This window comes from Chryseobacterium sp. c4a (assembly GCF_009900745.1).
Lineage (GTDB): Bacteria > Bacteroidota > Bacteroidia > Flavobacteriales > Weeksellaceae > Chryseobacterium.
Window position 1 is genome coordinate 137,128 of sequence record NZ_WXVU01000002.1, and the last position, 24,598, is coordinate 161,725.

At 35.4% G+C, this 24,598-nt stretch carries 19 protein-coding genes; 12 read left to right on the forward strand and 7 right to left on the reverse strand.

All coding sequences use genetic code 11. The features are described from left to right. The first annotated feature begins 31 nt into the window (after positions 1-31). Positions 32-1,999, forward strand: coding sequence for a T9SS type A sorting domain-containing protein (locus tag GTR01_RS04975; protein ID WP_160136764.1), 1,968 nt, complete (start codon positions 32-34; stop codon positions 1,997-1,999). 293 nt (positions 2,000-2,292) lie between these two features. After that, positions 2,293-5,091, forward strand: a complete 2,799-nt coding sequence (locus GTR01_RS04980) for a T9SS type A sorting domain-containing protein (protein ID WP_160136765.1) — start codon at positions 2,293-2,295, stop codon at positions 5,089-5,091. Positions 5,092-5,385: 294 nt separating this feature from the next. Here GTR01_RS04980 and GTR01_RS04985 read toward each other — a convergent pair whose 3' ends face one another. After that, complete coding sequence (locus tag GTR01_RS04985; protein WP_160136766.1) at positions 5,386-6,213, reverse strand: ion transporter; 828 nt, start codon at positions 6,211-6,213, stop codon at positions 5,386-5,388. Positions 6,214-6,942: 729 nt separating this feature from the next. Between GTR01_RS04985 and GTR01_RS04990 the strand changes: the two genes are divergently transcribed. Together GTR01_RS04990 and GTR01_RS04995 are read left to right on the forward strand one after the other, a co-directional pair. Continuing rightward, on the forward strand, positions 6,943-8,040 hold the full coding sequence (locus tag GTR01_RS04990; RefSeq protein WP_160136767.1) for a Nif3-like dinuclear metal center hexameric protein: 1,098 nt from the start codon (positions 6,943-6,945) through the stop codon (positions 8,038-8,040). A gap of 2 nt (positions 8,041-8,042) precedes the next feature. Beyond that, complete coding sequence (locus tag GTR01_RS04995) at positions 8,043-8,819, forward strand: zinc ribbon domain-containing protein (RefSeq protein ID WP_129058254.1); 777 nt, start codon at positions 8,043-8,045, stop codon at positions 8,817-8,819. A 391-nt stretch (positions 8,820-9,210) separates the two neighbouring features. Here the strand turns inward: GTR01_RS04995 and GTR01_RS05000 are convergent, their stop codons facing one another. Further along, positions 9,211-10,989 carry an AMP-dependent synthetase/ligase gene (locus GTR01_RS05000; protein ID WP_160136768.1) on the reverse strand — a complete coding sequence of 593 codons (1,779 nt, stop codon included), beginning with the start codon at positions 10,987-10,989 and terminating at the stop codon, positions 9,211-9,213. A gap of 356 nt (positions 10,990-11,345) precedes the next feature. Between GTR01_RS05000 and GTR01_RS05005 the strand changes: the two genes are divergently transcribed. Continuing rightward, on the forward strand, positions 11,346-12,485 hold the full coding sequence (locus GTR01_RS05005; RefSeq protein WP_160136769.1) for an acyl-CoA dehydrogenase family protein: 1,140 nt from the start codon (positions 11,346-11,348) through the stop codon (positions 12,483-12,485). A gap of 23 nt (positions 12,486-12,508) precedes the next feature. Next, on the forward strand, positions 12,509-12,874 hold the full coding sequence (locus tag GTR01_RS05010) for a hypothetical protein (protein WP_160136770.1): 366 nt from the start codon (positions 12,509-12,511) through the stop codon (positions 12,872-12,874). Between the two features lie 310 nt (positions 12,875-13,184). Here the strand turns inward: GTR01_RS05010 and GTR01_RS24750 are convergent, their stop codons facing one another. From GTR01_RS24750 to GTR01_RS05030, 5 genes are all read right to left on the reverse strand, one after another. Continuing rightward, positions 13,185-13,310 (reverse strand): hypothetical protein, encoded by a 126-nt coding sequence (locus GTR01_RS24750; RefSeq protein WP_262885742.1) that lies wholly within the window; start codon positions 13,308-13,310, stop codon positions 13,185-13,187. Between the two features lie 205 nt (positions 13,311-13,515). Continuing rightward, a complete protein-coding gene (locus tag GTR01_RS05015; protein WP_160136771.1) occupies positions 13,516-14,463 on the reverse strand; it encodes a DUF4349 domain-containing protein in 948 nt (315 codons plus the stop codon). A 335-nt stretch (positions 14,464-14,798) separates the two neighbouring features. Beyond that, the gene (locus tag GTR01_RS05020; RefSeq protein ID WP_160136772.1) at positions 14,799-16,394 is read right to left on the reverse strand and encodes a peptide chain release factor 3; all 1,596 of its coding nucleotides are present in this window, start codon (positions 16,392-16,394) and stop codon (positions 14,799-14,801) included. A 206-nt stretch (positions 16,395-16,600) separates the two neighbouring features. Then, on the reverse strand, positions 16,601-17,305 hold the full coding sequence (locus GTR01_RS05025) for a hypothetical protein (protein ID WP_160136773.1): 705 nt from the start codon (positions 17,303-17,305) through the stop codon (positions 16,601-16,603). Between the two features lie 9 nt (positions 17,306-17,314). Next, a complete protein-coding gene (locus tag GTR01_RS05030) occupies positions 17,315-18,028 on the reverse strand; it encodes a hypothetical protein (RefSeq protein WP_160136774.1) in 714 nt (237 codons plus the stop codon). A 93-nt stretch (positions 18,029-18,121) separates the two neighbouring features. Here GTR01_RS05030 and GTR01_RS05035 point away from each other — a divergent pair, with 93 nt between their 5' ends. From GTR01_RS05035 to GTR01_RS05060, 6 genes are all read left to right on the forward strand, one after another. Next, entirely contained in the window at positions 18,122-18,952 is an 831-nt protein-coding gene (locus GTR01_RS05035) for a CPBP family intramembrane glutamic endopeptidase (protein WP_160136775.1), read from the forward strand. 30 nt (positions 18,953-18,982) lie between these two features. Continuing rightward, positions 18,983-19,567 (forward strand): RdgB/HAM1 family non-canonical purine NTP pyrophosphatase, encoded by a 585-nt coding sequence (rdgB, locus tag GTR01_RS05040; RefSeq protein WP_410492567.1) that lies wholly within the window; start codon positions 18,983-18,985, stop codon positions 19,565-19,567. Between the two features lie 135 nt (positions 19,568-19,702). Then, entirely contained in the window at positions 19,703-20,617 is a 915-nt protein-coding gene (locus tag GTR01_RS05045; RefSeq protein WP_160136776.1) for a ribonuclease Z, read from the forward strand. Between the two features lie 6 nt (positions 20,618-20,623). Further along, complete coding sequence (locus GTR01_RS05050) at positions 20,624-21,394, forward strand: TIGR02757 family protein (RefSeq protein ID WP_410492568.1); 771 nt, start codon at positions 20,624-20,626, stop codon at positions 21,392-21,394. 12 nt (positions 21,395-21,406) lie between these two features. Then, the gene (locus tag GTR01_RS05055) at positions 21,407-21,982 is read left to right on the forward strand and encodes a DUF1003 domain-containing protein (RefSeq protein WP_160136777.1); all 576 of its coding nucleotides are present in this window, start codon (positions 21,407-21,409) and stop codon (positions 21,980-21,982) included. A 203-nt stretch (positions 21,983-22,185) separates the two neighbouring features. Further along, entirely contained in the window at positions 22,186-24,549 is a 2,364-nt protein-coding gene (locus GTR01_RS05060) for a choice-of-anchor L domain-containing protein (protein WP_160136778.1), read from the forward strand. Positions 24,550-24,598: the final 49 nt, after the last annotated feature.

The following is a 24,598-nucleotide window of genomic DNA, read 5'->3' on the forward strand; positions in this document are numbered from 1 at the left end:
CAAATATATTAACACCTAAAAAAAATTGTATATGAAGAAAATCTTACTTATGTGCTTGTCGATGATGAGCGTGATTTTAAGTGCTCAAATTACTTTAGGACAGGGAAGCACTACTGTCGGAAAAGTTCCGGTTGACAGCTATTGGGAGTATTCCTATTCTCAACAAATTTTTAAAAAACAAGAAATCAATGCGAATGCTGCAGGAAATATTACAGGTCTTACATTTTACATGGATCCTGCTGGAGATATAACGAACTCATCAGATTGGGTTGTTTATTTGGGGCATACTTCTAAAACTGAATTTGCAGATGACAATGATTGGATTCCTGTTTCGGATCTTACAGAAGTATATGCTGGTACAGTGAGTAATGTAAACGGAATTGTAGAAGTTACTTTTGCAACACCTTTTCCTTATAATAATACGCAGAATCTTGTGGTTGCAGTGGATGAAAATAACCCGGAATATGATGATGATCGTGTATTTTATGTACATCAGCTTAATAATGCAACTAAATCAACGATTAGTACTATAAGTAGCTATGAAAATATTGATCCTTCAACTCCTGATTATGGAAGTCTGTTTGATTATAGATCTGTGATCACTTTTAATGGATTAACTCCTGGTACAACACCAGCGTGTACCTCTCTAATGTCTCCTGCTAATAATGCAATTATGGTGCCGTTATCTTCTGTGATTAGCTGGTATCCATCGCCTGGAGCAACAAGTTATAAAATATCTATAGGAACTACACCTGGCGGTTCAAATATTGTGAATCAGCAGTCGGTAAGTACTACAAGTTTTACCCCAGCAGCTCCTTTTTCTTCTGATACCACTTATTATGTAAGAATTGTAGCTGTAGGAGCAGGAGGACAATCTTCAGGTTGTTCAGAAACAAAATTCAGTACCGAACTCTCAGCTCCTTTAAATGATGAGTGTACTACAGCGATTACATTAACGGTAAATCCGGATATGAATTGCGGAAATAAAACATTTGGACATACTTTTGGAGCAACTCCGTCAAATCTAACAATAGACCCTTGTTACGGAGAAGCAGATGATGATGTATGGTATAAATTCACGGCAACTTCAGATACCCATGTTATTTCATTTAGTAACAACGTTTCTATTGGATCAGAATATAGTTATTCACTTATGTTCCAGCTTTTAAACGGAGATTGTACTAGTTTGGCAAGTGTTGAATGTTCAGATTATGATGATCTGAAAATTATTTCTGGACTTACTCCGGGTGCAACCTATTACCTAAGAATGTATACAGATGGGGGTGCAGGACAAGCTCAAAGCTTTGATATTTGTGTAGGAACGCTTCCTCCAACTCCTGTAAATGATGCTTGCTCTGGAGCTTTAACTGTTTCAACATTCCCTTATGCATATACACAATCTGATGCTGCGGGAGCTACCAATAATGACGGAATTATTGATACCTGTCAAGACAAGATGAACGATGGTACATGGTTTACTTTTACAGGTGATGGTAGCGTGTATGATATTACAGTTTCAATGCCGACAGGAAGTACATTTGATCCTCAGATAGGGGTGTATAGCGGTGCATGTGGTGGTTTGAGCTGTGAAAAAACGGCTGATAATGGAACTGCTGGTGGTACAGAAACGGCTTCCGTACCTACCGTAGCAGGAACTGTATATTATGTGAATGTAGGACATTATAGTAACTATTCGGATCAAATGGAAGGTACATTTACTATCTCCATTAATAAAGAAAGTCTTGGAACTTCTGAAGTAGCTTCTAAGAATAAAAATGAAATTAAAGTATATCCAAATCCATTTGCAGAAGTATTGAATATCGCAAAGGCAGACCAGGTGAAATCCGTTTCTGTTCTTGATATTTCAGGGAAATTGGTGAGAACCATTGAAAACCCTTCTGCGACCCTTCACTTGGGAGATTTGAAACAAGGTATATATATGGTTGTATTGAATATGAAAGATGGATCTAAAAAGACGGTTAAAGCGATCAAAAAATAATTAAACTATTAGAAAAAAGACGAATCATTTTAGATTCGTCTTTTTTTATACCTGTATTTTCTGTGAATAAATATCAGCTTTTTATCTAAGGATAGAACATTTAAGTACAATCAGTTGGTTTAAATTTTATTTTAAATTCATTGAAGTATGTAAAATAATCAATGGAATAAATTTAATTGTATTATAAATATAATTATTTGTTGGTTTTTTTGCTTTTGTGTGGGTTGTTTTTAGTATTTTATTTAAAATATTATTAATTTACTTGTTGAATTTAACACCAAAAATAAATATATATGAAAAAAATCTTACTCTGGTGCTTACTGATGGTAAGCATAATTTTAAATGCTCAGATCACATTAGGGGAAGGGAGCACAGCGGTTGGAAATGTTCCGATCAATACAAATTATGGCTATTCCTATTCTCAACAAATCTTTACTAAGCAAGAGATTAATGCGAGTGCCGCAGGAAATATTACAGGGTTGAAGTTCTTTGCAAATCCCTCTGCAGGTCTTGACAATTCCTCAAGCTGGGTGGTCTATCTTGGGCATACTTCTAAAACAAACTTTTCTGGAGGAAGCGACTGGATTCCTATTGCAAATCTTACGGAAGTTTTCTCAGGAACTGTTACCAATGCAAATGGAGTAGTGGAAATTGTATTTTCTACTCCTTTTGCCTATGATAATAGCCAGAATCTAGTGATTGCAGTAGATGAAAATACTTCAGGTTATGATTTTGACAATAATACATTTACTGTATATACTCTTCCCAATGCCCAAAACAGGGCTATTTTATATAGATCAGATGGTAATGATCCCGATCCTTCAAGTCCTCCCACGGGAACCTTACAAGAATATAGAGCGGCCACTGGTATAACAGGGCTTACTCCAAGTTCAATACCAACATGTGCTTCTGTGACATATCCGGTAAATAATGCAACTCTTATACCTGTTTCTCCTGCAATCACATGGGCAATGTCACCAGGAGCTACAAGTTATAAAGTTTCTATAGGGACAACACCTGGAGGAACAGATATAGTGAACCAACAAACAGTAACCACTGCAAGTTTTACTCCTTCATCTCCACTTTCTGTTAATACAACTTATTATCTTAGAGTAGTTTCAGTAGGATCAGGAGGAGAGTCAGTAGATTGTTCTACTATAAAATTTAAAACAATACCGCCGCCGCCGACCAATGATGAATGTAGCAGTGCTGTTACATTAACTGTAAATCCAGATCTTAATTGTGCTGTAACTACTGCAGGAACAACGCTTTCTGCAACAGATTCAGGAGTAGATCCAGATCCTTGTTATGGTAACCCAGATGATGATGTATGGTATAAATTCACGGCTACAGCTTCCAGTCATATAATTTCTCTTAAAAATATCACTTCCGTTGGATCCAATTCTAGTACTGATACTTATTTTCAGGTTCTTAGTGGAAGTTGTGGAACTATGAATAGTATTCTATGTTCGGATCCTGATACGGGAACCGTTAACGGACTTAATCCTGGAGATACTTATTATATACGAGTTTTTAGTTATGCTGCAGGTGCTGTATATGCACAAAGCTTTAATATATGTATTGGTACATTACCACCACCGCCATCTAATGATGATTGTGCAGCTGCAATTACGCTGGCTGTAAACCCGGATATGAATTGTGGATCTATTACGGCGGGAACAACACTTTCCGCAACAGATTCAGGAGTAGATCCAGATCCTTGTTATGGGAACCCAGATGATGATGTATGGTATAAATTTACAGCAACACATTCATCTCATATTGTTTCACTCAAAAATGTAGAACCTGCCGGAATTGGAACCAGTTCAGATATTTATTTTCAGGTTTTAAGTGGAGATTGCAATAGCTTAAGCAATGTTTTTTGTTCTGATCCTGATTATGGAATCATAGATGGACTTACTGTAGGGAATACTTATTATGTAAGAGTATACAGCTATGGAGGAGCCGGATCTGCTCAAAGTTTCAATATTTGTATTGGTACATTACCTCCGCCTCCTTTAAATGATGAATGTACTACAGCGATTACTTTAACGGTAAACCCTGATATGAATTGCGGAAATAAAACATCCGGACATACCCTTGGAGCAACTGATTCCAACCTACCTGTTGATCCTTGTGATGGAGAAGCAGATGATGATGTATGGTTTAAATTTACAGCAACTTCAAATACCCATGTTATTTCGCTGGGTAATACCATGTCCATAGGTTCTGTATCTAGTTATTCACTTTTATTCCAGGTGTTCAGCGGAGATTGTAGTAATCTGGCTAGTGTGGACTGTTCAGATTACGAAGATATAAAAGTGATTTCCGGTCTTACAATCGGGCAAACTTATTATATAAGAGTATATACCGGTGATGGAGCAGGAAATGCACAAAGTTTTGATATTTGTGTAGGAACTATTCCGCCGCCACCGGCAAACGATGCTTGTTCGGGAGCTTTGGTTGCCTCTGTATTCCCTTACACCTACACACAGACTGATGCTGCAGGAGCTACCAATAATGACGGATTTATTACAGCTTGTTCTTCCGGGATGAATGATGGAACATGGTTTACTTTTACCGGAGATGGAACAGAACATGAGATCAAAGTGACAATGCCATCAGGAAGTGATTTTGATGCTGAATTAGGAGTGTATAGCGGTACATGTGGCAACTTAACTTGTGTGAATTCTATAGATGCCGGTTTAAGTGGAGGAGAAGAAACAATGACGATCCCAACAGTTGCAGGAACCGTATATTTAGTAAATGTAGGACATTATGATAATGATGAGGATAAAATGGAGGGAACATTTACCATTACTATTAACAAACAGACCCTTGGAACCTCAGAAACAGCGAAAGATAAGAATGAAATAAAAATATACCCAAATCCATTTGCTGATGTATTGAATATTTCAAAAGTAGACCAGGTAAAATCAATTGTTGTTCTGGATATTTCCGGAAGGGTAGTGAAAACAATAGAGACTCCTTCTTCCGTTCTTCATTTAGGAGACCTGAAACAAGGAATGTATCTGATAATGCTGAATATGAAAGATGGTACTAAGCAAACAATGAAAGCCATAAAAAAATAAAGAATAAACCTTACTTCATAAAAAAAGATGGGCGAAATTTTCGCCCATCTTTTTTATTGTAAATGATCCATCACTTATTACCCATTATTGGTTACTTGTTCGGTATCGGTTGTATATCTCCCTTATTCATAAGGTCGAAAACGGTTGGAAAGAACATTGCGAGAATAAAGTAAATTATGATCATTAGTACGATGAGTACAAAAAGAATAATTACTAAGCTATTCGGTTTGTTTTTCTTTTGTGGTTCCATGATTTTGTGGTATTTGGTGAATAGATTTAACTAATTACCTAATATTAAGCTAATTTCTTGCCACATTGTTTGCAATACCTTGCATCATCATCAATATCTTCATTACCACAGCGGTCGCACACCTTTTCCAGATTTTGTCTTTTATTTCGCATTTCTGCTGTTACTATTCCTGTAGGAACTGCAATAATGGAGTAACCAGCAAGCATCAAGACAACCGCAAAAAACTTCCCTAGCGGGGTGATGGGGGAGACATCTCCGTATCCCACGGTAGTTACAGTTACTACAGCCCAATAGATAGATTGAGGAATGGTTTCAAACCCTTGTCGGCCACCTTCCACCATAAACATCAGGGAACCCACAATCACTGAAAATATAATCAGGAATAAAAGGAATATATAAATTTTCCTGGAACTGTTTTTTAAAGCCCTTACAATAAGGTAGCCGTCATTCATAAAGTCCAATAAGTTGAAAATTCTGAAAATTCTCAACATTCTCAGCATTCTGAAGATCAAAAAATACTTTGTGATTGGAAAAAAGAAGCTGAGATAAAAAGGAACCAAAGCAAGAAAATCAATAAGTCCAAAAAAACTAAATATATAATTCTTCTTATTTTTAATCACAGTGATTCGCATAGAATACTCAATGGTGAAAAAAATGGAAATAATCCATTCGAGAATCAGGAAAGTATAATGGAATCTTTTATCAAGCTTTGGTACACTCTCCATCATAATAATGGCAGTGCTTGTAAGAATTAATGACAATAAAATAATATCGAACAGTTTTCCGAGCCTGGTGTCGGAGCGATAAATTATCCGGTAAAGGAATCTTTTCCATAAGGTGTCTTCAGGAATAAGATTATGTTCTCTTTCCATTTTTTAGGGTTATTTCATGACGAAGTTAATCATTTCAATCAAGTAGGGTAAATATATGATTGTTAAAAGAATTTAGCAAATATTCATGAATTTCCCATTGTTTAGCCGTGAATGATTATATCTAAAATTCTGGGTTTTAAAAAATTATAAATTGTAAAGTACGCATAAAATATGACATATAAAAAAAAATTTTAACATATTTTGGGTTCTGTTTTGTAATTTTATTCTTCAAAATATGAGATTTTGATAAAAATTTTAACTTCATAAAAAAGTATCTGGATATCATTTTAGATCTTGATAGATTAAGATTGATGGTATGGCCTTAATGAAGAGATAATTTCTATTGCTGAAGCTCTTATTTTTAATATGTCAGTGAATAATTGAATAGAACCTCTCTGAAGATGTTTTTTTGTTCCTACATCCTTTCAGGTTGGTCATGCTGGTGTTATGAAGATAAATTCTGGAAACGCAAATGTAAAGTCCACTCTCGGTTTAACTGCACCTGGAAATACGTCCGTTTTAAGTAAGAGTACAGGTGCTTTGTGCTTTTTTCTAATTTTTGTACAAGCTTGGCCGAAGTTGCCTTTTTAGCAAAAGAGTCCTTTTTTACCCATTAAGCTTTCACATACTTATTGCAATTTTCGTCAGTTTGTTTTCTGTAGCTGTAGAAAATTTTTCCGAATCCTTCTAAAATTAATATCTTCGCTGTAACTGTAAAATATAGAGTAAATGAAGCTAAGAACTGTAATTTCAAAGATAGAAGAGGAAATAAGTATCAGACAGGCAGAAGATTTTGACAATGTTGGGCTATTATGTGGAGTTCCGGATCGTGATGTCTCTGGGATTCTGGTTTGCCATGATGCATTAGAAAATGTAGTAGATGAAGCCATTGAAAAAAATTGCAACCTGATTGTGTGTTTTCATCCTATTATATTTTCGGGATTGAAATCGTTAACCGGGAAAAACTATGTGGAAAAAGCAGTTTTAAAAGCTATTGAAAATAAAATAGCCATTTATGCTATTCATACCGCCTTTGATAATGATTTCTTTGGAGTCAATTATGGAATATGCAGCCAGTTGGGATTGAAAAACATGAAAATACTTCAGCCCAAACAAAATAATTTGAAACAACTTACTGTTTTTGTACCTAAAGACTATTCAGAAAAAGTAAAAGAAGCGATGTTCTCTGCCGGAGCAGGAAGCATAGGTTTTTACGACGAATGCAGCTTTACAGTGAATGGAAATGGAACATTCAGACCGGTTGAAGGTTCAAATCCATTTTCAGGACAACAGAACATTCGTGAGAATGCTGATGAAGATATGATTTCTGTAATTTTTGAAACCTATAAAGAAGGACAGATTATAGGAGCAATGAAAGCAGCTCATCCTTATGAAGAAGTTGCCCATCAGGTTTATAGTCTCGATAATAAAAATCATCATGCCGGGCTGGGAATGTATGGTGAGCTGGAAGAAGAAATGGAAGAAAAGGATTTCCTGGGGTTTGTAAAAGAAAAATTTGGTCTTGAAGTCATCAAACACTCAGCTTTTAATAATAAAAAAATCAAAAGAGTAGGAGTCCTTGGTGGTTCCGGGGCCAGTGGAATACGTTCTGCAATTTCCAAAAAATGTGATGTTTACCTTACTGGAGATCTTAAATATCATGACTATTTTTTAGCAGAGTCTAAAATGTTGATCTGTGATATAGGACATTATGAATCAGAACAATTTGTAACTCAACAATTATTTGAAATTTTATCACAAAAATTTAGTACATTTGCAATTTCAAAATCTATTGAAAAAACAAACCCAGTAAATTATTTCATTTAAATATGGCAAAAACCAACGATATTTCAGTTGAAGAAAAATTAAGAGCTTTATACGATTTACAGATCATTGATTCAAGATTGGATGAAATCCGAAATACTAGAGGAGAATTGCCAATTGAAGTTGAAGATCTTGAAATCGAGATTGAAGGTCTTGAAAAGAGAGCTGAAAAATTTCATGCAGACATTAAAGATCAGGACGATCAAATCAAAACAAAGCATGAAGTAATTAACCATGCTAAAACTTTAATTGAGAAATACAAATCTCAGCAGGATAATGTAAGAAACAATAAAGAGTTTGAAGCATTAGGAAAAGAAATGGAATTCCAGGATCTTGAAATCCAACTTGCTGAAAAGAGAATTAAAGAATTCGGAGCTAAAATCGCTCACAAAAACGAAACTTTAAGCGAGTTGAATGCAAAGATCAACGATTTGAAAAGCCACTTGAAATTCAAGAAAGAAGAACTAGAAGGTTTAATTTCTGAAACTCAAAAAGAAGAAGAATATTTATTAGAGCAATCTAAAGAATATGCAGGTAAAATTGACGAGAGATTACTAGCTTCTTACAACAGAATCAGAACAAACTCTATCAACGGTCTTGCAGTAGTAGGATTAGAAAGAGGAGCTCCAAAAGGGTCTTTCTTCACTATTCCACCACAAAAGCAAATGGAAATCGCTCAGAGAAAGAAAATCATCATTGATGAGCACTCTGGAAAAATCCTTGTTGACGATGAGTTGGTAATGGAGGAAAACGAAAGAATGAAATCTGTAATTAAATTCTAATTATTGATTTTCGACAATATAAAAGCTGTTTCATTTTGAGACAGCTTTTTTATTTTTATTGAAACACAAATGTCACAAATATTTTCACAAATAGCACAGATGTTTTTTTATAAATACTGTTAATTGTCTTATAGCAGTCTCTTTGTCATTCTGACGAAGGAAGAATCTCAACATCGCAGAATAAAAATGTAAGGCCGGATTCCTGCAGAATGACAAATTACGGTTAAAAATCTGCATAATCCGTTACATCTGTGAGAATAAAAAATTCAATAGAAGCGGGCTTTAGCCCGTTTAAAAAAATAACAAACTCCATTGGCTTTAGCCAAAACCTAAATCAAACGGTCAATAGATCCCACAAAAAAACCGCTTCATTTGAAGCGGCTATTATTTTTTAATCCTGATGATCATACATCTTATTGTAAAGGCTCATAAATTTCTCTTTTACCGCTTTTCTTTTCAATTTCAGCGTAGGAGTCAGAAGTCCGGATTCAATGCTCCAAATTTCAGGAGTCAGCTCAATCTTCTTAATTTTCTCCCAATTTCCAAGGTGTTCATTAATCCCTTCGATTTCCTTTTCAATCCTTTGTTTCAATTCTGTACTGCTGGCAATTTCAGCAGGAGTAGAACCAATGTTGAGGTTATTTCTCATAGCCCAGCTTTTAGCAAACTCAAAATCAGGTTGTACCAGGGCACATGGCATTTTTTCACCATCACCTACGACCATAATCTGCTCAATGAATTTTGATGCTTTGGCTAAATTTTCAATCGTTTGAGGAGCAATATATTTTCCGCCGGATGTTTTAAACATTTCTTTCTTACGATCCGTAATCTGTAAAAATCCATCACTATCAATATGACCAATGTCTCCTGTTTTAAAGAATCCATCTTCAGTAAACGCTTCTTTGGTCATTTCCTCATTTTGGAAATACCCTTTGAAAACAGATGCCCCTTTTACGGTAATTTCACCATCTTCCTGAATCTTTACTTGTAGGTTGTCCAAAGGAACACCCACGGTTCCTACTTTCATTTTTTCAAAACTGTTTACAGAAATTACAGGAGAAGTTTCCGTTAAACCATACCCTTCCAAAATAGGAATTCCTGCATTCTGGAACATTAAATTCAGTCTTGTAGATAGGGCAGCGGATCCTGAAACTAAAGTAACAATTTCACCTCCTAATCCTTCTCTCCATTTAGAAAATACTAATTTATCTGCAATAAGTTCCTGAATACCCGATGGTTTTGAAACTGACTTCTTTTTAGTAATTAAATTCAAAGCCCAGAAGAATATTTTAGATTTCAAACCTCCGGCAGATGAACCGGTATTGTAAATTTTATCATATACTTTTTCTACCAATCTTGGCACTACAGTCATGTAATGAGGCTTTACTTCCTTTACATTTTCCCCCATTTTATCAATGCTTTCAGCAAAATAAAGGGAAAAACCGTTGTATTGGTAAAGGTAAAAAAGCATTCTTTCAAAGATATGGCAGATAGGAAGAAAACTTAATGCTCTTGTTTCTTTGTAATCTAGGCTTTTCTTCTTAGGAATTCTTGGAATAGAACCTAATACGTTGGAAACAATATTGTTATGAGTAAGCATTACTCCTTTAGGTCTTCCTGTAGTTCCTGAAGTGTAAATGATTGTCGCTAAATCTTCTGTATTGATAGCATTAGACAGATCTTCCACTTCAATTTGAGTAGATTCATCCTCACCAAGATCCAGAATTTCACTCCAGTTGGCAGCACCGCTTATTTTATCAAAAGTAAAGATTCCCTGAAGGGTAGGAATATTGTGTTTTACCTTCATTACTTTATTAAGCAATTCTTTGTCGGAAACAAAGCAATACTGGATTTCAGCATTATTAAAGATAAATTCATAATCCTCCGGAGAAATGCTTGGATAAACCGGTACCGAAACAACACCGATCTGAGATAGTCCAAAATCCATAATAGCCCATTCCGTACGGGAATTGGTAGTGATCAAAGCGATCTTATCCCCAGGCTTTATTCCTAGCTTCAATAATCCTCTGGATATCTTATTTCCCTCATTAATAAACTCCTGTGTGGAAGTTTTTTTCCATTCACCATGATACTTCGTTACAAACATATCCGTTTTAGGATATTTTTCTAAAGCGTAGTGTGGAATATCGAATAATCTCTTGATCGTCATGATTTTTTAAATAATTTATAAAGAAATCTAAATATAAGCATTTTTTTTAATTGTATACATTTGAATCTGATAATTAGAGATAAGTTGAATGTGTACCATAGCAGTTTCTGCGGAAACGCCCTCTGAGAGCCATAAAACAGGATTGTTGAATTGATTATGCTTTATTACTCATTATATTTTACGAATAATACCAATATCTGTTTTATAAGCCGTTAATATCATAAAATCATACCTCTCAAATCTGGCAGCCTGTATCTCTTCCATCTCCCTTTACATCAGTATTTTCCCTTGTTTTAATTTATTTTTTCAGATTTGCTTAAAAAGTGTAAATTTACGGCTATCTAATTATTTTTTTTATGGACTTTAATTTATCGGAAGAACAGCTGATGATTCAGCAAGCGGCAAGAGACTTTGCACAGAACGAACTATTACCTGGAGTTATTGAAAGAGACCGCGACCAAAAATTCCCTGTAGAGCAGGTGAAAAAAATGGGAGAAATGGGACTTTTAGGAATGATGGTGGATCCAAAATACGGTGGTGCAGGTATGGACAGCGTTTCTTACGTGCTGGCAATGGAAGAGATTGCAAAAGTGGATGCTTCTGCAGCAGTTGTAATGTCTGTAAACAATTCATTGGTGTGTGCCGGTCTTGAAAAATTTGCATCTGAAGAACAAAAAGTAAAATACCTTACTCCTCTTGCAAGCGGACAGGTGATCGGAGCATTCGCTTTATCTGAGCCGGAAGCAGGTTCTGATGCAACATCTCAGAAAACTACTGCTGAAGACAAAGGAGATTACTATCTTTTAAATGGTATTAAAAACTGGATCACGAACGGTGGAACAGCTACTTACTATATTGTAATTGCACAAACTGATCCAGAGAAAAAACATAAAGGAATCAATGCTTTCATCGTAGAAAGAGGTTGGGAAGGTTTCGAAATCGGAACAAAAGAAGATAAACTGGGAATCAGAGGAAGTGATACGCACTCTTTGATCTTCAATAATGTAAAAGTTCCAAAAGAAAACAGAATTGGTGCTGACGGGTTTGGTTTCAATTTTGCAATGGCTGTATTGAATGGCGGAAGAATCGGTATCGCTTCTCAGGCATTAGGTATCGCTTCAGGAGCTTACGAATTGGCATTGAAATATGCTAAAACAAGAAAAGCGTTCAAAACAGAGATCATCAACCACCAGGCTATCGCATTCAAATTAGCTGATATGGCTACTCAGATCACTGCTGCAAGAATGTTATGTTTCAAAGCAGCTTGTGAGAAAGATGCTGGAAAAGACATCTCTGAAAGTGGAGCTATGGCAAAATTATACTCTTCTCAGGTAGCAATGGATACTACTATTGAAGCTGTACAGATTCACGGTGGATACGGATATGTTAAAGAATACCACGTAGAAAGATTAATGAGAGATGCAAAAATTACTCAGATTTACGAAGGAACTTCTGAAATCCAGAAAATCGTGATCTCCAGAAGTATTGCAAAATAAGAATTAATAAAACACACTTACCTATGAAAAAATCTTTGTGGATCACCCTTGGGGTCGTACTGCTATTGTTAGGAGTATTTGTATGGTATAAGTTCTTCTTCGTTTTCGGGGAAGGCGTAAAATCCGGATACCTGAATTATGCCATGAAAAAAGGCTATGTCTTCAAAACGTATGAAGGTAAATTGATTCAAGAAGGATTTGGAAAAGGAAAAACAGGAGGCATTACAAGCTATGAGTTCGAGTTTTCTGTAGATGACCCTGAAGTTTTCAAGCAATTGGAAACCAACAGTGGCAAAACCTTTGATCTCCATTACAAAGAATACAATGGTGCTCTTCCTTGGAGAGGAAACACAAAGTTTGTCGTAGACAAAGTCGTGAACATGAAATAATTAAAAGGCTTCCGTTTTGGAGGCCTTTTTCTTTTTAGGAGCTTTTTCCCGCTATCCACTCATACTCCTCGCGCCAGGCTGTGCCCAATTCATGCTGCGGGGTAACCGTTACTATCGGGGCTAGGTTTATGAGTAAAAAGAATAAAGAATAAAGAATAAAAGTAATATAAGGGCTAGATCCTAATACAGTATTACTATATCAACAGAAGATTTCCAGCATCATAACTTTTGTATCTTAACCAGTTTTGTCATCCTGTAAGGATCTCACATCATACATTTTAAAAGATCATCATGACAGATATTATTTTAATCATCGGCTATCCATCCACATATCAATATCAATATCAATGTCAATATCAATATCAATATCAATATCAATAGGGGTGGGCTTTAGCCCGCCTAAATAAATAACATATATTCCATTGGCTTTAGCCAAAACCTAAAAATTAAAACACAAATCCCACAAATATCACAACTCGGTCATTGCGAGCGTAGGGAAGCAATCTCATCTCACAATTATTACCATCAATTTTTACTTTCTACACATAAAATACATCTGTGAAAACCTGTGCAATTCGTGGTTGAAAATAAAAATCACCCCAAAAAACAAAAAATCCATCACAAGGATGGATTTTGAAATTCTAATGAGAATCCTGATTAGGAATATTATTGTTTTTCTTCTTTTTATAAAAATAGTACCCAATACCTCCGATTAAAAATACCGGCCATAAAGGAAGGATAAACAGGAAGATGGAAGTAATCACGTCCCAGCCCGATTCAATAGCAGCTAATGATTTTCCGCCAAATGTTTTAGGCTCTTTTTCTAATGCTGTTTTATCAGTGATATTGACATCGATACTACAGATGGTGTTGTCTGCATAATTTCTTCCCGTAACCTGAATGTCTCTGGTTTCAATATCTCCTATATTGCTGTTCAGAGCCTCCATTAATCCATCAAAATGTTGGATTGGAACTTTGATATTCATGCTGTAAATCTTTTGATTTTCATCACGCGGATTCGCTGATTCAATATAAGACTGGTTTTCACTTTTAATATAGCCATTGTTTCTGATAGCTTCTTCTCTGATGATTTCTTTTACCGTCTCGGCGTTATCTGCCCTTACCACAAGATATCCTGTTTTTACCATTTTATCTTTTGAGACATTCAGTTCGTAGCTGTCATTTTTCGGTTTCTCCTTGTAAATAACTTTGGTTTCTTTAATCACTTTAGGAGCAGGAACATTGACTACAATTTTTTCAGCTTTTTTAGAAGCAGAATCTTTTTTCTCAACTTTTGATTCCAGTTTTGTAGAAGCAATCTTATCAGATAGAGAATCTACCATTTTAGAAGTGCTTTCTATTTTATCCTGAATATCACTTTTGGTTCCTTCAATATCTTTTATTCTTATACTTGCAGAATCAAGAGCCTGATTTGCTATTTTACCGGCATTATCAATAGCATCTGAAGCAACGGAAGCTGTACTGTCTATACTGTTAACAGTTTCTTCCATTTTAGATTGAGAAACTCCTCCTTTTTTACAGGCAATAAAAGAACCTGAAATAGCAATGAGTAAGATGAACTTTTTCATAACATTATTTTTTTTGATGAAGTAAAATTAGTCATGAGGATTCTGAAGCACTTGTAAATAGGGTGTATTCTAATCGTAAAATTATAACTGTAATATTTTCAGTGTTTTGTATCTGTTTTACAAAAGATTTACAAAGCGTTTTTATACTGAATATTGGATTCTGAACATTCCAACAATAGCAAATATTATAATTGAAGATGTGATAATTCCCTTTCTTCGGAGGGGTGGCAAAAATTCAAAGAATTTTTGCCGGGGTGGTAATCAAAAAAAAATCCGCAGAAATTTTCTGCGGATCTATATCTTAAACAAATTCGTTTTTTCGCGATTTTGCTTTTTTAGTTCTCTCTGAATTCACTAATAAAATGAAGCTTCACATTCGGGAATTTCTCCTGAGTCATGTGAATCGTGAAAGAAGAATCTGCTAAAAATACCAATTGATTGTATTTATCTCTGGCAAGGAATCTTTGCTTTAATCTTGCAAACTCCTTGAATTCTTCAGATTTTTCATCAGCTTCTACCCAGCAAGCTTTGTGCATAGAAAGTGGCTCATAAGTACATTTTGCACCATATTCATGCTCCAGACGGTATTGGATAACTTCGTACTGAAGTGCTCCCACTGTTCCGATGATCTTTCTTCCATTCATTTCTAATGTGAATAGCTGAGCAACCCCTTCGTCCATCAACTGATCGATACCTTTTGCCAATTGCTTGGCTTTAAGCGGATCATTATTGTTGATATAACGGAAATGTTCCGGAGAGAAACTTGGAATTCCCTTGAAGCTTAGTTTTTCACCACCTGTCAAAGTATCACCAATCCTGAAACTTCCCGTATCATGAAGACCCACGATATCACCAGGGAAACTTTCTTCTACTACTTCTTTTTTATCCGCAAAGAAAGCATTCGGAGAAGAAAACTTCATCTTTTTACCTTCTCTTACCAACAAGTAGTTTTCATTTCTTTTAAAAGTACCGGAAACAATTTTTACGAAAGCCAGTCTGTCTCTGTGCTTAGGATCCATGTTTGCGTGGATCTTGAAAACAAACCCTGTGAAAGTGCTTTCTTCAGGCTTTACCATACGGGTATCACTTTCTTTAGGCTGTGGCATTGGAGCAATATCAATGAAAGCATTTAATAGCTCACGAACTCCAAAATTATTCAAAGCAGAACCGAAGAATACCGGCTGTAAGTCCCCTTTCATATAATCTTCACGATTAAATTCCGGGTAAACAGACTGAATCAGATCAAGCTCTTCTCTTAAATTAGCCGCTGCTTTTTCTCCAATTACATCATCAATTGAAGTATCGTTAATATCATCAAACTTGATAGAATCTCCAACTTTTTGTTTTTTCTCCTCTAAGAACAGTTGGATATTGTTTTCCCAGATATTATAAATTCCCTGGAAATCACTTCCCATACCGATTGGTAAAGAAAGAGGACAAACCGTTAATCCTAATTTCTGTTCTACTTCATCCAAAAGATCGAAGGCATCTTTACCCTCACGGTCAAGTTTGTTGATGAATACCAACATCGGAATGTTTCTCATTCTACAAACCTGAACCAACTTTTCAGTTTGTTCCTCAACCCCTTTTGCAACGTCAATCACAACGATTACCGAATCTACAGCCGTTAATGTTCTGTAAGTATCCTCAGCAAAATCCTTGTGACCGGGAGTATCGAGAATGTTGATTTTATGGTCTCTATATTCAAAAGCCAATACGGAAGTTGCTACGGAGATCCCTCTCTGTCTTTCAATTTCCATAAAGTCGGAGGTAGCTCCTTTTTTTATTTTGTTGGATTTTACCGCACCCGCTTCCTGGATTGCTCCTCCGAAAAGAAGAAGCTTTTCAGTAAGAGTTGTTTTTCCGGCATCCGGGTGGGAAATGATCCCGAAGGTCTTTCTTTTTTGTATTTCTTTGATTAAGTCTGACATATCGTATTTTGAAGTTGCAAAAATCGTGATTTTTTATGAGGTTTTCAAATTTAAATGAGAACAATATTCGTCAGAGGAAAAAGAGAGATTTGATAATAAGAAGTAAAAGATGAAATAATAAGCAAATTCTCCGTTTTATCAAGGTCTGTTTTACTTTGTAAAAGGAATTGTAGATTGAAAGAGGTGATGAACCTCTCAACGCAATTTTAACGTAATACGAGCAGGGAAATAGAATAAATTAAAGCAAGAATAGCAAAAGTAAAAAGAAATGCGATAAGATATTCTAATATCCGGGTGTCTTTTACCGACGGAAAGTCTGGAGTAAGGCTGTATTGTTCAATCGTCTGCGGACTTATCCTCAGATCAGGTCTGAAACATTGAATTCCTCTTAAAAACTGACGGTACATTTCAAACTGATTACTCAGAATAACATACTCAAAGTTGAAATCTATACGGGTCATTGTCGTTTCACCTGATGGATTTTTAAGATATATACTCAAATACGTTTTGGGATATTTTGTTCCTATGCTGTATATATAAGCGTCATATGATCCAATTTTAGCCCGTTGCAGGTCATGATATGAAATGGTATTGATGATATTGCCCGAATTACTGTAAAAAGTAATGCCTTGTTTATCTATAATGGCTGTTCGGATGTGCTCCTTTTTTCGATATATTAAACTCATCATCATGGCGACAAAACAAAACGCCAATAGAAACAGAGCAAAAATAAGCATGAAAAAAGTACCGAGATCATTTTTTAAATAGTCTTTAAAGTGGCTATACATATTTTCAAAAACAACTCCGATGATGACAACAATAATAATGACGACTACCCACATCATTCCCATCAGAAGGTAAGTGGTCGGTTTATTAACTTTAGAAGTAACGGTTTGAAACTTTTCTGTCATATCAATTTGCTATTTAGATAATAAAAATGGAATGGCCACAAGGATACACGTAATAACAATCACTGCCAAAATAAATAGCCAGCCACCCAATGAAACTCCTTTTCTACTGTTAACATGCCAGGAGTTTGGATCAATAGAAAAACTTTTAAGAGCCATTGGATCTATTTTTAAATCTGAACGAAATACAGCAATTCCATGCATAAAATGAGCGTACAGCGTAAATTTGTTTTTCAGAACCTGCAGGGGAAGGTTCATGTCTATACGTCTGGTTTCATGATCATGTTTTTCTTGCTGTACGGTAATTTCCAGCAAGGGGATAATACTTCCGCCTGTTGTTGTTACCGTGTAAATATCAAAATTTTGTTTTGAAGAACGAAGCTCAGAGTATAATACTTGTTGTATGATTTCATTTTTTGCATTGTAAAATAAAAGCCCTGTATGGTCTATAACAATTCTATTGGCAATATTCTTTCTTTTTATGAGGTATTGTCGGATGACGGGAATTAAAATCAGGAGTGAAAATCCCCAGGATATTAATGCTACTGAAAGCATCATCTTAGTTCCTTTGTTATAGAGTCCATAAGCTGGGCCTATAATGAAAAGGAAAAAGAAGAGTGTAAGAATTCCCCAATAGGTTGTCTGCAGCATAAAAGTAACCCATCGGTTAATCTCAGATTCAACGCTGGGAAAAAGAGGGACTGTATTTGTTTTTGTGATATTCATGGCAATGGAGCTAATTTAAGTATTTTCTTTTTTAGTTGCCTGTAGCACTCAAAAAAATTATCTTTGTTTCAATAAACTTTTACAGAAAAAAGAATGGAAAATAGCAGGTATCCGAAGTTTACTTTCACATGGTTAGGTGGCGTTACTTTAGTGGTAGGATTGTTTGTGGGAACGATGGCTGTTTCTTTATTCAGTACCTTTTGGAAAGTAGTTTTCAAAGAGAATCTTGAATTGAAAGACTGGTTTCTGATGGTAGCCAATTCTGTGGGATTTGTTATGGCAATTGCTTTCTTCGACTTTTTCATTGTGAGAAGAACAACTCAGCAGAGACTTAATTTCAATCTTTCATCCGTTAATTTTTCTACCTATCTCCTTATTTTTCCAATGATGGCCGGAATGATGTTTATTTCAGAGTTTACCACAACACTGATTCCTACATCGGGGCCTTTTTTTGGAAATTTCTATGAATATTTTACTCAGCTTATGAGCCAGCTAACCGATAATCCTGTGGTGATGATTATTATGACCGTGATCATGGCTCCTATTTTTGAAGAAATCATATTCAGGGGGATTATTCAGAAAGGATTAATTAATAAAGGAGTAACCCCTTGGAAAGCCATCTTATATGCATCCATTATTTTCGGCGTTGTCCACGGAAATCCGTGGCAGTTTATTAGTGCAGTAATGCTGGGATGTGTTTTGGGATTGGTGTATCATAAAACAAAATCTTTACTGATGCCGATATTATTGCATGCCTTCAATAATCTGACATTGTCATTATTGGTGTTGTATGGTAAAGAAGAAAGTTTTGCAAAAGTCTTTAATGTTTCAGAATGGTTGATATTGGCAGTAGGAATTGTACTTTTTGCTTTGTTCTATTATCTTTTTATGAAGAAATACAAAGTACATTATGCTGAAATGTAATCAACACTATTTTAAAAAGTAAAATTGAAAATGAATATAGAAATGGAATTATTGGTCGCTACACACAACGAGCATAAAAAAGAAGAAATTCAGCAGATTTTAGGGAATGACTGTGTCGTTAAAAGTCTTACGGATTATAATATTCACGAAGAAATTGTAGAAGATGGAGATTCTTTTCATGCTAATGCTTTAATTAAAGCTAAATACTGTTTTGAAAAGACAGGCGTTCCAAGTTTAGGAGATGATAGCGGACTTGTGGTAGAGTCTTTAGATGGAAGACCAGGGATTTTTTCTGCCCGTTATGCCGGAGACCACGATTTTGCTAAAAATATTGAAAAGGTATTGGAGGAAATGCAGGGAATAGAAAACAGAAAAGCTTATTTCGTTACTGTTCTATGCTATTATGATGAAAATGGAGCTCAATATTTTGAAGGAAGAGTTCATGGAAATCTATTGACCGAAAATAAAGGTTACAAAGGATTCGGATATGATCCGATCTTCGTTCCTGAAGGCTATGACAGAACCTTTGCAGAAATGGAACCGGAAGATAAAAACAAGATCAGCCACCGTAAACAGGCATTGGATCTTTTTATGGACTTTTTAAAAGTAAAGTAAGTTATACTGTAGATCGATATCAACCACTCCTCTATAAAAGAGAAGTGGTTTTTTTATGCTTTTCCTGCTTAAATTTAGCAGTAAAATATATGTTTTAAAATTTCTGTCGTACATTTGTTACAATAAACAATTGATTTGAGTACTTATTTAACAATATTGGGTTTTAATTCAGCGATTCCAACGATCAATACCTCACCAACGGCTCAGCTACTGGAAATGGAAGAAAGAAACTTCCTGATCGATTGTGGGGAAGGAACACAGGTGCAGTTGAGAAAAGCAAAAGCTAGATTTTCAAAGATCAACCATATTTTTATTTCTCATCTTCACGGAGACCATTGTTTTGGACTTCCGGGACTCATTGCTTCTTTCCGCCTTTTAGGAAGAGAGAATCCATTACATGTGTATGGGCCGAAAGGAATAAAGAAGATGTTGGAAACGATCTTTCAGATTACAGAAACTCATCGTGGCTTCGAAGTGGTTTATCATGAATTGGATAAAGATTATTCAGAAAAAATTTATGAAGATAGCAGGGTAGAAGTGTATACTATTCCTTTGGATCATAGAATATATTGCAATGGGTATCTTTTTAAAGAAAAACCAAAGGATAGACATCTGAATATGAAAGAAATCGCTAAATATAGCGAAATTGAAAGCTGTGATTATCATAATATAAAAGCAGGGAAAGATTTTGTTTTAAGTGATGGCTATGTTCTTAAAAATGAAGTGCTGACCGTTGATCCGGCTCCATCAGTATCATACGCATTCTGTAGTGATACCCGCTATCTTGAGAGTGTAATTCCGATCATTAAAAATGCTACAGTTCTGTATCATGAATCTACTTTCCTGCATGATTTAAAGGAAATGGCAGATTATACAGGACATACTACAGCATTGGAGGCGGCTACTATTGCTCAAAAAGCTCAGGTGGGAAAATTGATTTTAGGACATTTTTCCAATCGATATGCAGATTTAACCGTATTTACCGATGAGGCCAGAAGTATTTTTCCTAATTCATTCCTTCCGAAAGCTCTGGAAAGTGTAAAAATTTAAATAAATATGTTGAAGTTTGAAGAGCTTAGAAGCTTTCTGGATGAAAAGGCCGATCAATACAATACTCCCGATTTTATAGAAAATGATCCGATTCAGATTCCGCATCGTTTTTCATTAAAACAAGATATAGAGATTGCAGGATTCCTGGCTGCAACAATTTCCTGGGGAAACAGAAAATCAATCATCAATTCAGCCAATAAAATGCTGGATATTATGGGGAATTCTCCTTATGATTTTGTATTAAATTATTCTGAAAAAAACCTAAAGGATATTCAGGATAAAAGCATTCACAGAACCTTTAATGGAGAAGATTTTTCTTATTTTATTAAACAATTCAACAGGATTTATAAAGAAAATGAGAGTCTGGAGGATTTGTTTAAAGTAAAAGATCCGGAGGTTAATTTTCAGCATGCCATAGAGAGGTTTAGAAGCGGTTTTCTGGAAATAGAAAAACATAGAAGTCATAAGCATATCAGTTCACCGTACAAAAATTCCTCAGCTAAAAGAATTATTATGTTTCTAAGATGGATGGTGCGTAAAGATAAACGTGGTGTGGATTTTGGAATCTGGAAAGATATTGATCAGAAATACCTGTCTATTCCATTGGATGTACATACCGGAAATATTTCTAGAAAATTAGGATTGGTAGAAAGAACTCAGAACGATTGGAAAACAGTGGAGGAATTAGATTTGGCTATCAGACAATTTGATGAAAAAGATCCTGCAAAATACGATTTTGCACTGTTTGGATTAGGAGTAACTAAAGAACTCTTGTAAAAAATATAAAAGATGAAAAAATATAATGAAAAAACAGAAGTTCTTGAAAAAATAGCAGACAGTATTACCTCCTGGATAGGATCTATTCAGTCTTTGATAGTGCATACTCTGTTGTTTGTTACTTCGTTTTTGCTTCCAATGCTGAATATTGTCGATTTTGATAAAATGCTGTTGATTCTTACTACGGTACTTTCACTGGAAGCTATTTATCTTGCTATTTTCATTCAGATGTCGGTGAATAAAAGTCACGAAAAAATTGAAGATATTCAGGAGGATATTGAAGAAATCAGTGAAGATATAGAAGATATTCAGGAAGATATTGAGGAAATCAGTGAGGACATTGAAGAGATTAGTGAAGATATTGAGGAAATTAACGAAGATATAGAAGATATCCAGGAAGACATTGAGGAGATCAGTGAGGATATTGAAGAAATTAACGAAGAGGAAGATGAGGAAGATCATAATGAAAAAGCAAAGAATGCTATATTGAAAAGCAATGTAAGTTCTAATAAGAACGAAATAAAAGCTTTGAAGGATATCATTGCTCAACTTCGAAATGAAATTGATGAACTGAAAAAAGAAGAATAAGAGACTTTCTGAAAAAAATTAAGATATAAAAACAGATCAATATTATTGATCTGTTTTTTTTCTCTAATAGTGTGTATTATTTACAGTAAATATAAAAATATAATGTATTTATTGTGAATTTTTGCAAAAAATAAGGTAATAGGTGTCTCAGATACTGATTTGATCCAATTATTTTTGCTACATTTGAGGAAAATGAAATCAAAATGTTAAATTATAGATTTAAACACTACTTTTTTCTTTTAATGTTTTTATTGAGTACCGTTTCTCTATTTTCACAGGTTCGTCCTGATAGAAAGCCGGTAAAAGTAAGACCTACCGGAGCGAGTTTAAAAGCTGATAACTTTATCGATGTAAATGTTCCTCCCTATCCGCCTACAGGCTATTTTCCTGAGCAACTGGTAAAAGATATTTTGATTAATGGGGGAAGTACCTGTACAACCGCAAATATTAGCAATGTGAGAGTAACTCCTAATCATACCATATTTGATGATAATAGATTTTGGGGCTATTTCAACAAAGGAACAACAAATTTTCCCTTTAAAGATGGAATTGTACTCACCACTGGCTATGCAAAAGATGCAGGAAATAGCTTTAATGATGATGTGAACAAAAAAGTAGGAACAGGAAGTGATCCTGATCTTGTAGCTGCTACTAACCCTGCCCCTGGTATAGTTTTAAAAGATGCTGTATCATTGGAGTTTGATTTCGTTCCCAATTCTACTCAGGTAAGGTTTAACTATATATTTGCTTCTGAGGAATATACGGGTTATTTTCCATGTTCATTTTCCGACGCTTTTGCTCTCTTGTTAAAGAAAGTAGGAGATCCTAATTATACTAATTTAGCCGTATTGCCAGGAAATGCAGGGCCGGTAAGTGTTACGAATATTGTTCCTTCAGGATATGGTTTTACCTGCGCACCTATTAATGAGGCTTATTTTGGACAAATGAATAATCCACATGTGGGATTCAACTATAATGGGAGAACGATTCCTTTAACGGCTATTGCAACGGTAATTCCTGGGGAAACCTATCATTTTAAGCTAGTGATTGCAGATGCTACGGATCATCAGTATGATTCTGCTGTTTTCCTAGAAGGAGGGTCATTTGATATTGGAGTTAAAATTATAGATGAAACTGGAGCAAATCTACCTCCTACCATTAATATGTGTGATAATGAGCCTAGGACGTTAAAAGCTCAGGTGCAAGTGACTCCAGGAACGACCTTTCAATGGTATAAAGACGGTGTCTTAATTCCCGGAGCAACTAATGTAGCTTACGTGGCGACTCAGCCAGGCGTATATTCCATAAAAGTAATGAGTCCTGGAAGTCAGTGTCCGGGAGAAGCTAAAATTACGGTTATAGGAGGAACAAGTCCTACCGTGCAAAATGCTGTATTTAAGCTTTGTACAACACCTACGGTAACTGCTTTTGACTTAGATAGTGCGGTGCCTTTGATCACAACAACACCTGGAGTGGTAACTCGTTTTTATACTAAACTATCCGATGCACAGGCACAAAATAATAATAATATTAAAAATACAACCAGTTATAATGGAAACGACGGTGATGTATTACATGTTCTTGTAAGTAATGGAGGGTTCTGTAGCCGAATAGCAACGCTAACTCTGAAAAAGGAAGCCACACCTACTGCAGGCCTTAATGTTGCAAGATTGAAAATATGTTTGGGGGAATCGGTACTGATGACAGCAACGGGAGGAGCAACTTATTTATGGAGTGATAATGCTTCTATTACAGATGGAATCAGAACAGTGAGTCCTACCAAAACAACAAAATATTCTGTATATGCTATCGGAGCACAAGGATGTAAATCTCCAGTGCCGGCAGAAGTTACTGTTGAGGTAGTTCCTGCAATTGTTTCAACATTAAAAGGCGGTCATATCTGTGAAGGGGATAGGATTACCTTGGATGCAGGTTCAGGCCCTGGATATACCTATGAATGGAGTACCGGAGAGACAACACAATCTATTTCGGTGAATAAACCGGGAGAATATAGAGTTACCATCAACAATGGAGTGTGTTCTAAAGAATTTAAAACACAAGTTATCAAAGCTGTTGTTCCTGAAATTATTAACGTTAATTATAATGACAAAGGAACCATGGTTCTTACAGCATCCAATCCTAGTAATGGGATCTTAGAGTATTCTGTAGATAACGGGCTTACATGGCAGAATTCTAATGTATTTAACAATGTGACTAAAAATGAAATCATTTCTATTCGTGTGAGGGTGAAGAATACAAGTTGTGTAGGCTTTCTTCAGTATTTTACTTTTGTAATGAAAAATGTGATTACTCCGAATGGTGATAATATTAATGATTTTATTGACTTCCGAGGAATAATAGGATATAAAGACTTCAGTGGTAAGATTTTCGATCGCTACGGAAAAGAAGTGTTTAGAGCTGAAAGGATCAGGCCATATTGGGATGGGTACTTCCAGGGAAAACGATTACCTTCTGCATCGTATTGGTACCAGGTTACCTTTGAAGATCCCGCGAGTAAGTTGCTTACCGTAAAAACCGGTTGGATCTTGCTTAAAAATATAGAATAATTTAAAACAATAATTGAAAGACTGACTAATTTGTCAGTCTTTTTTTATG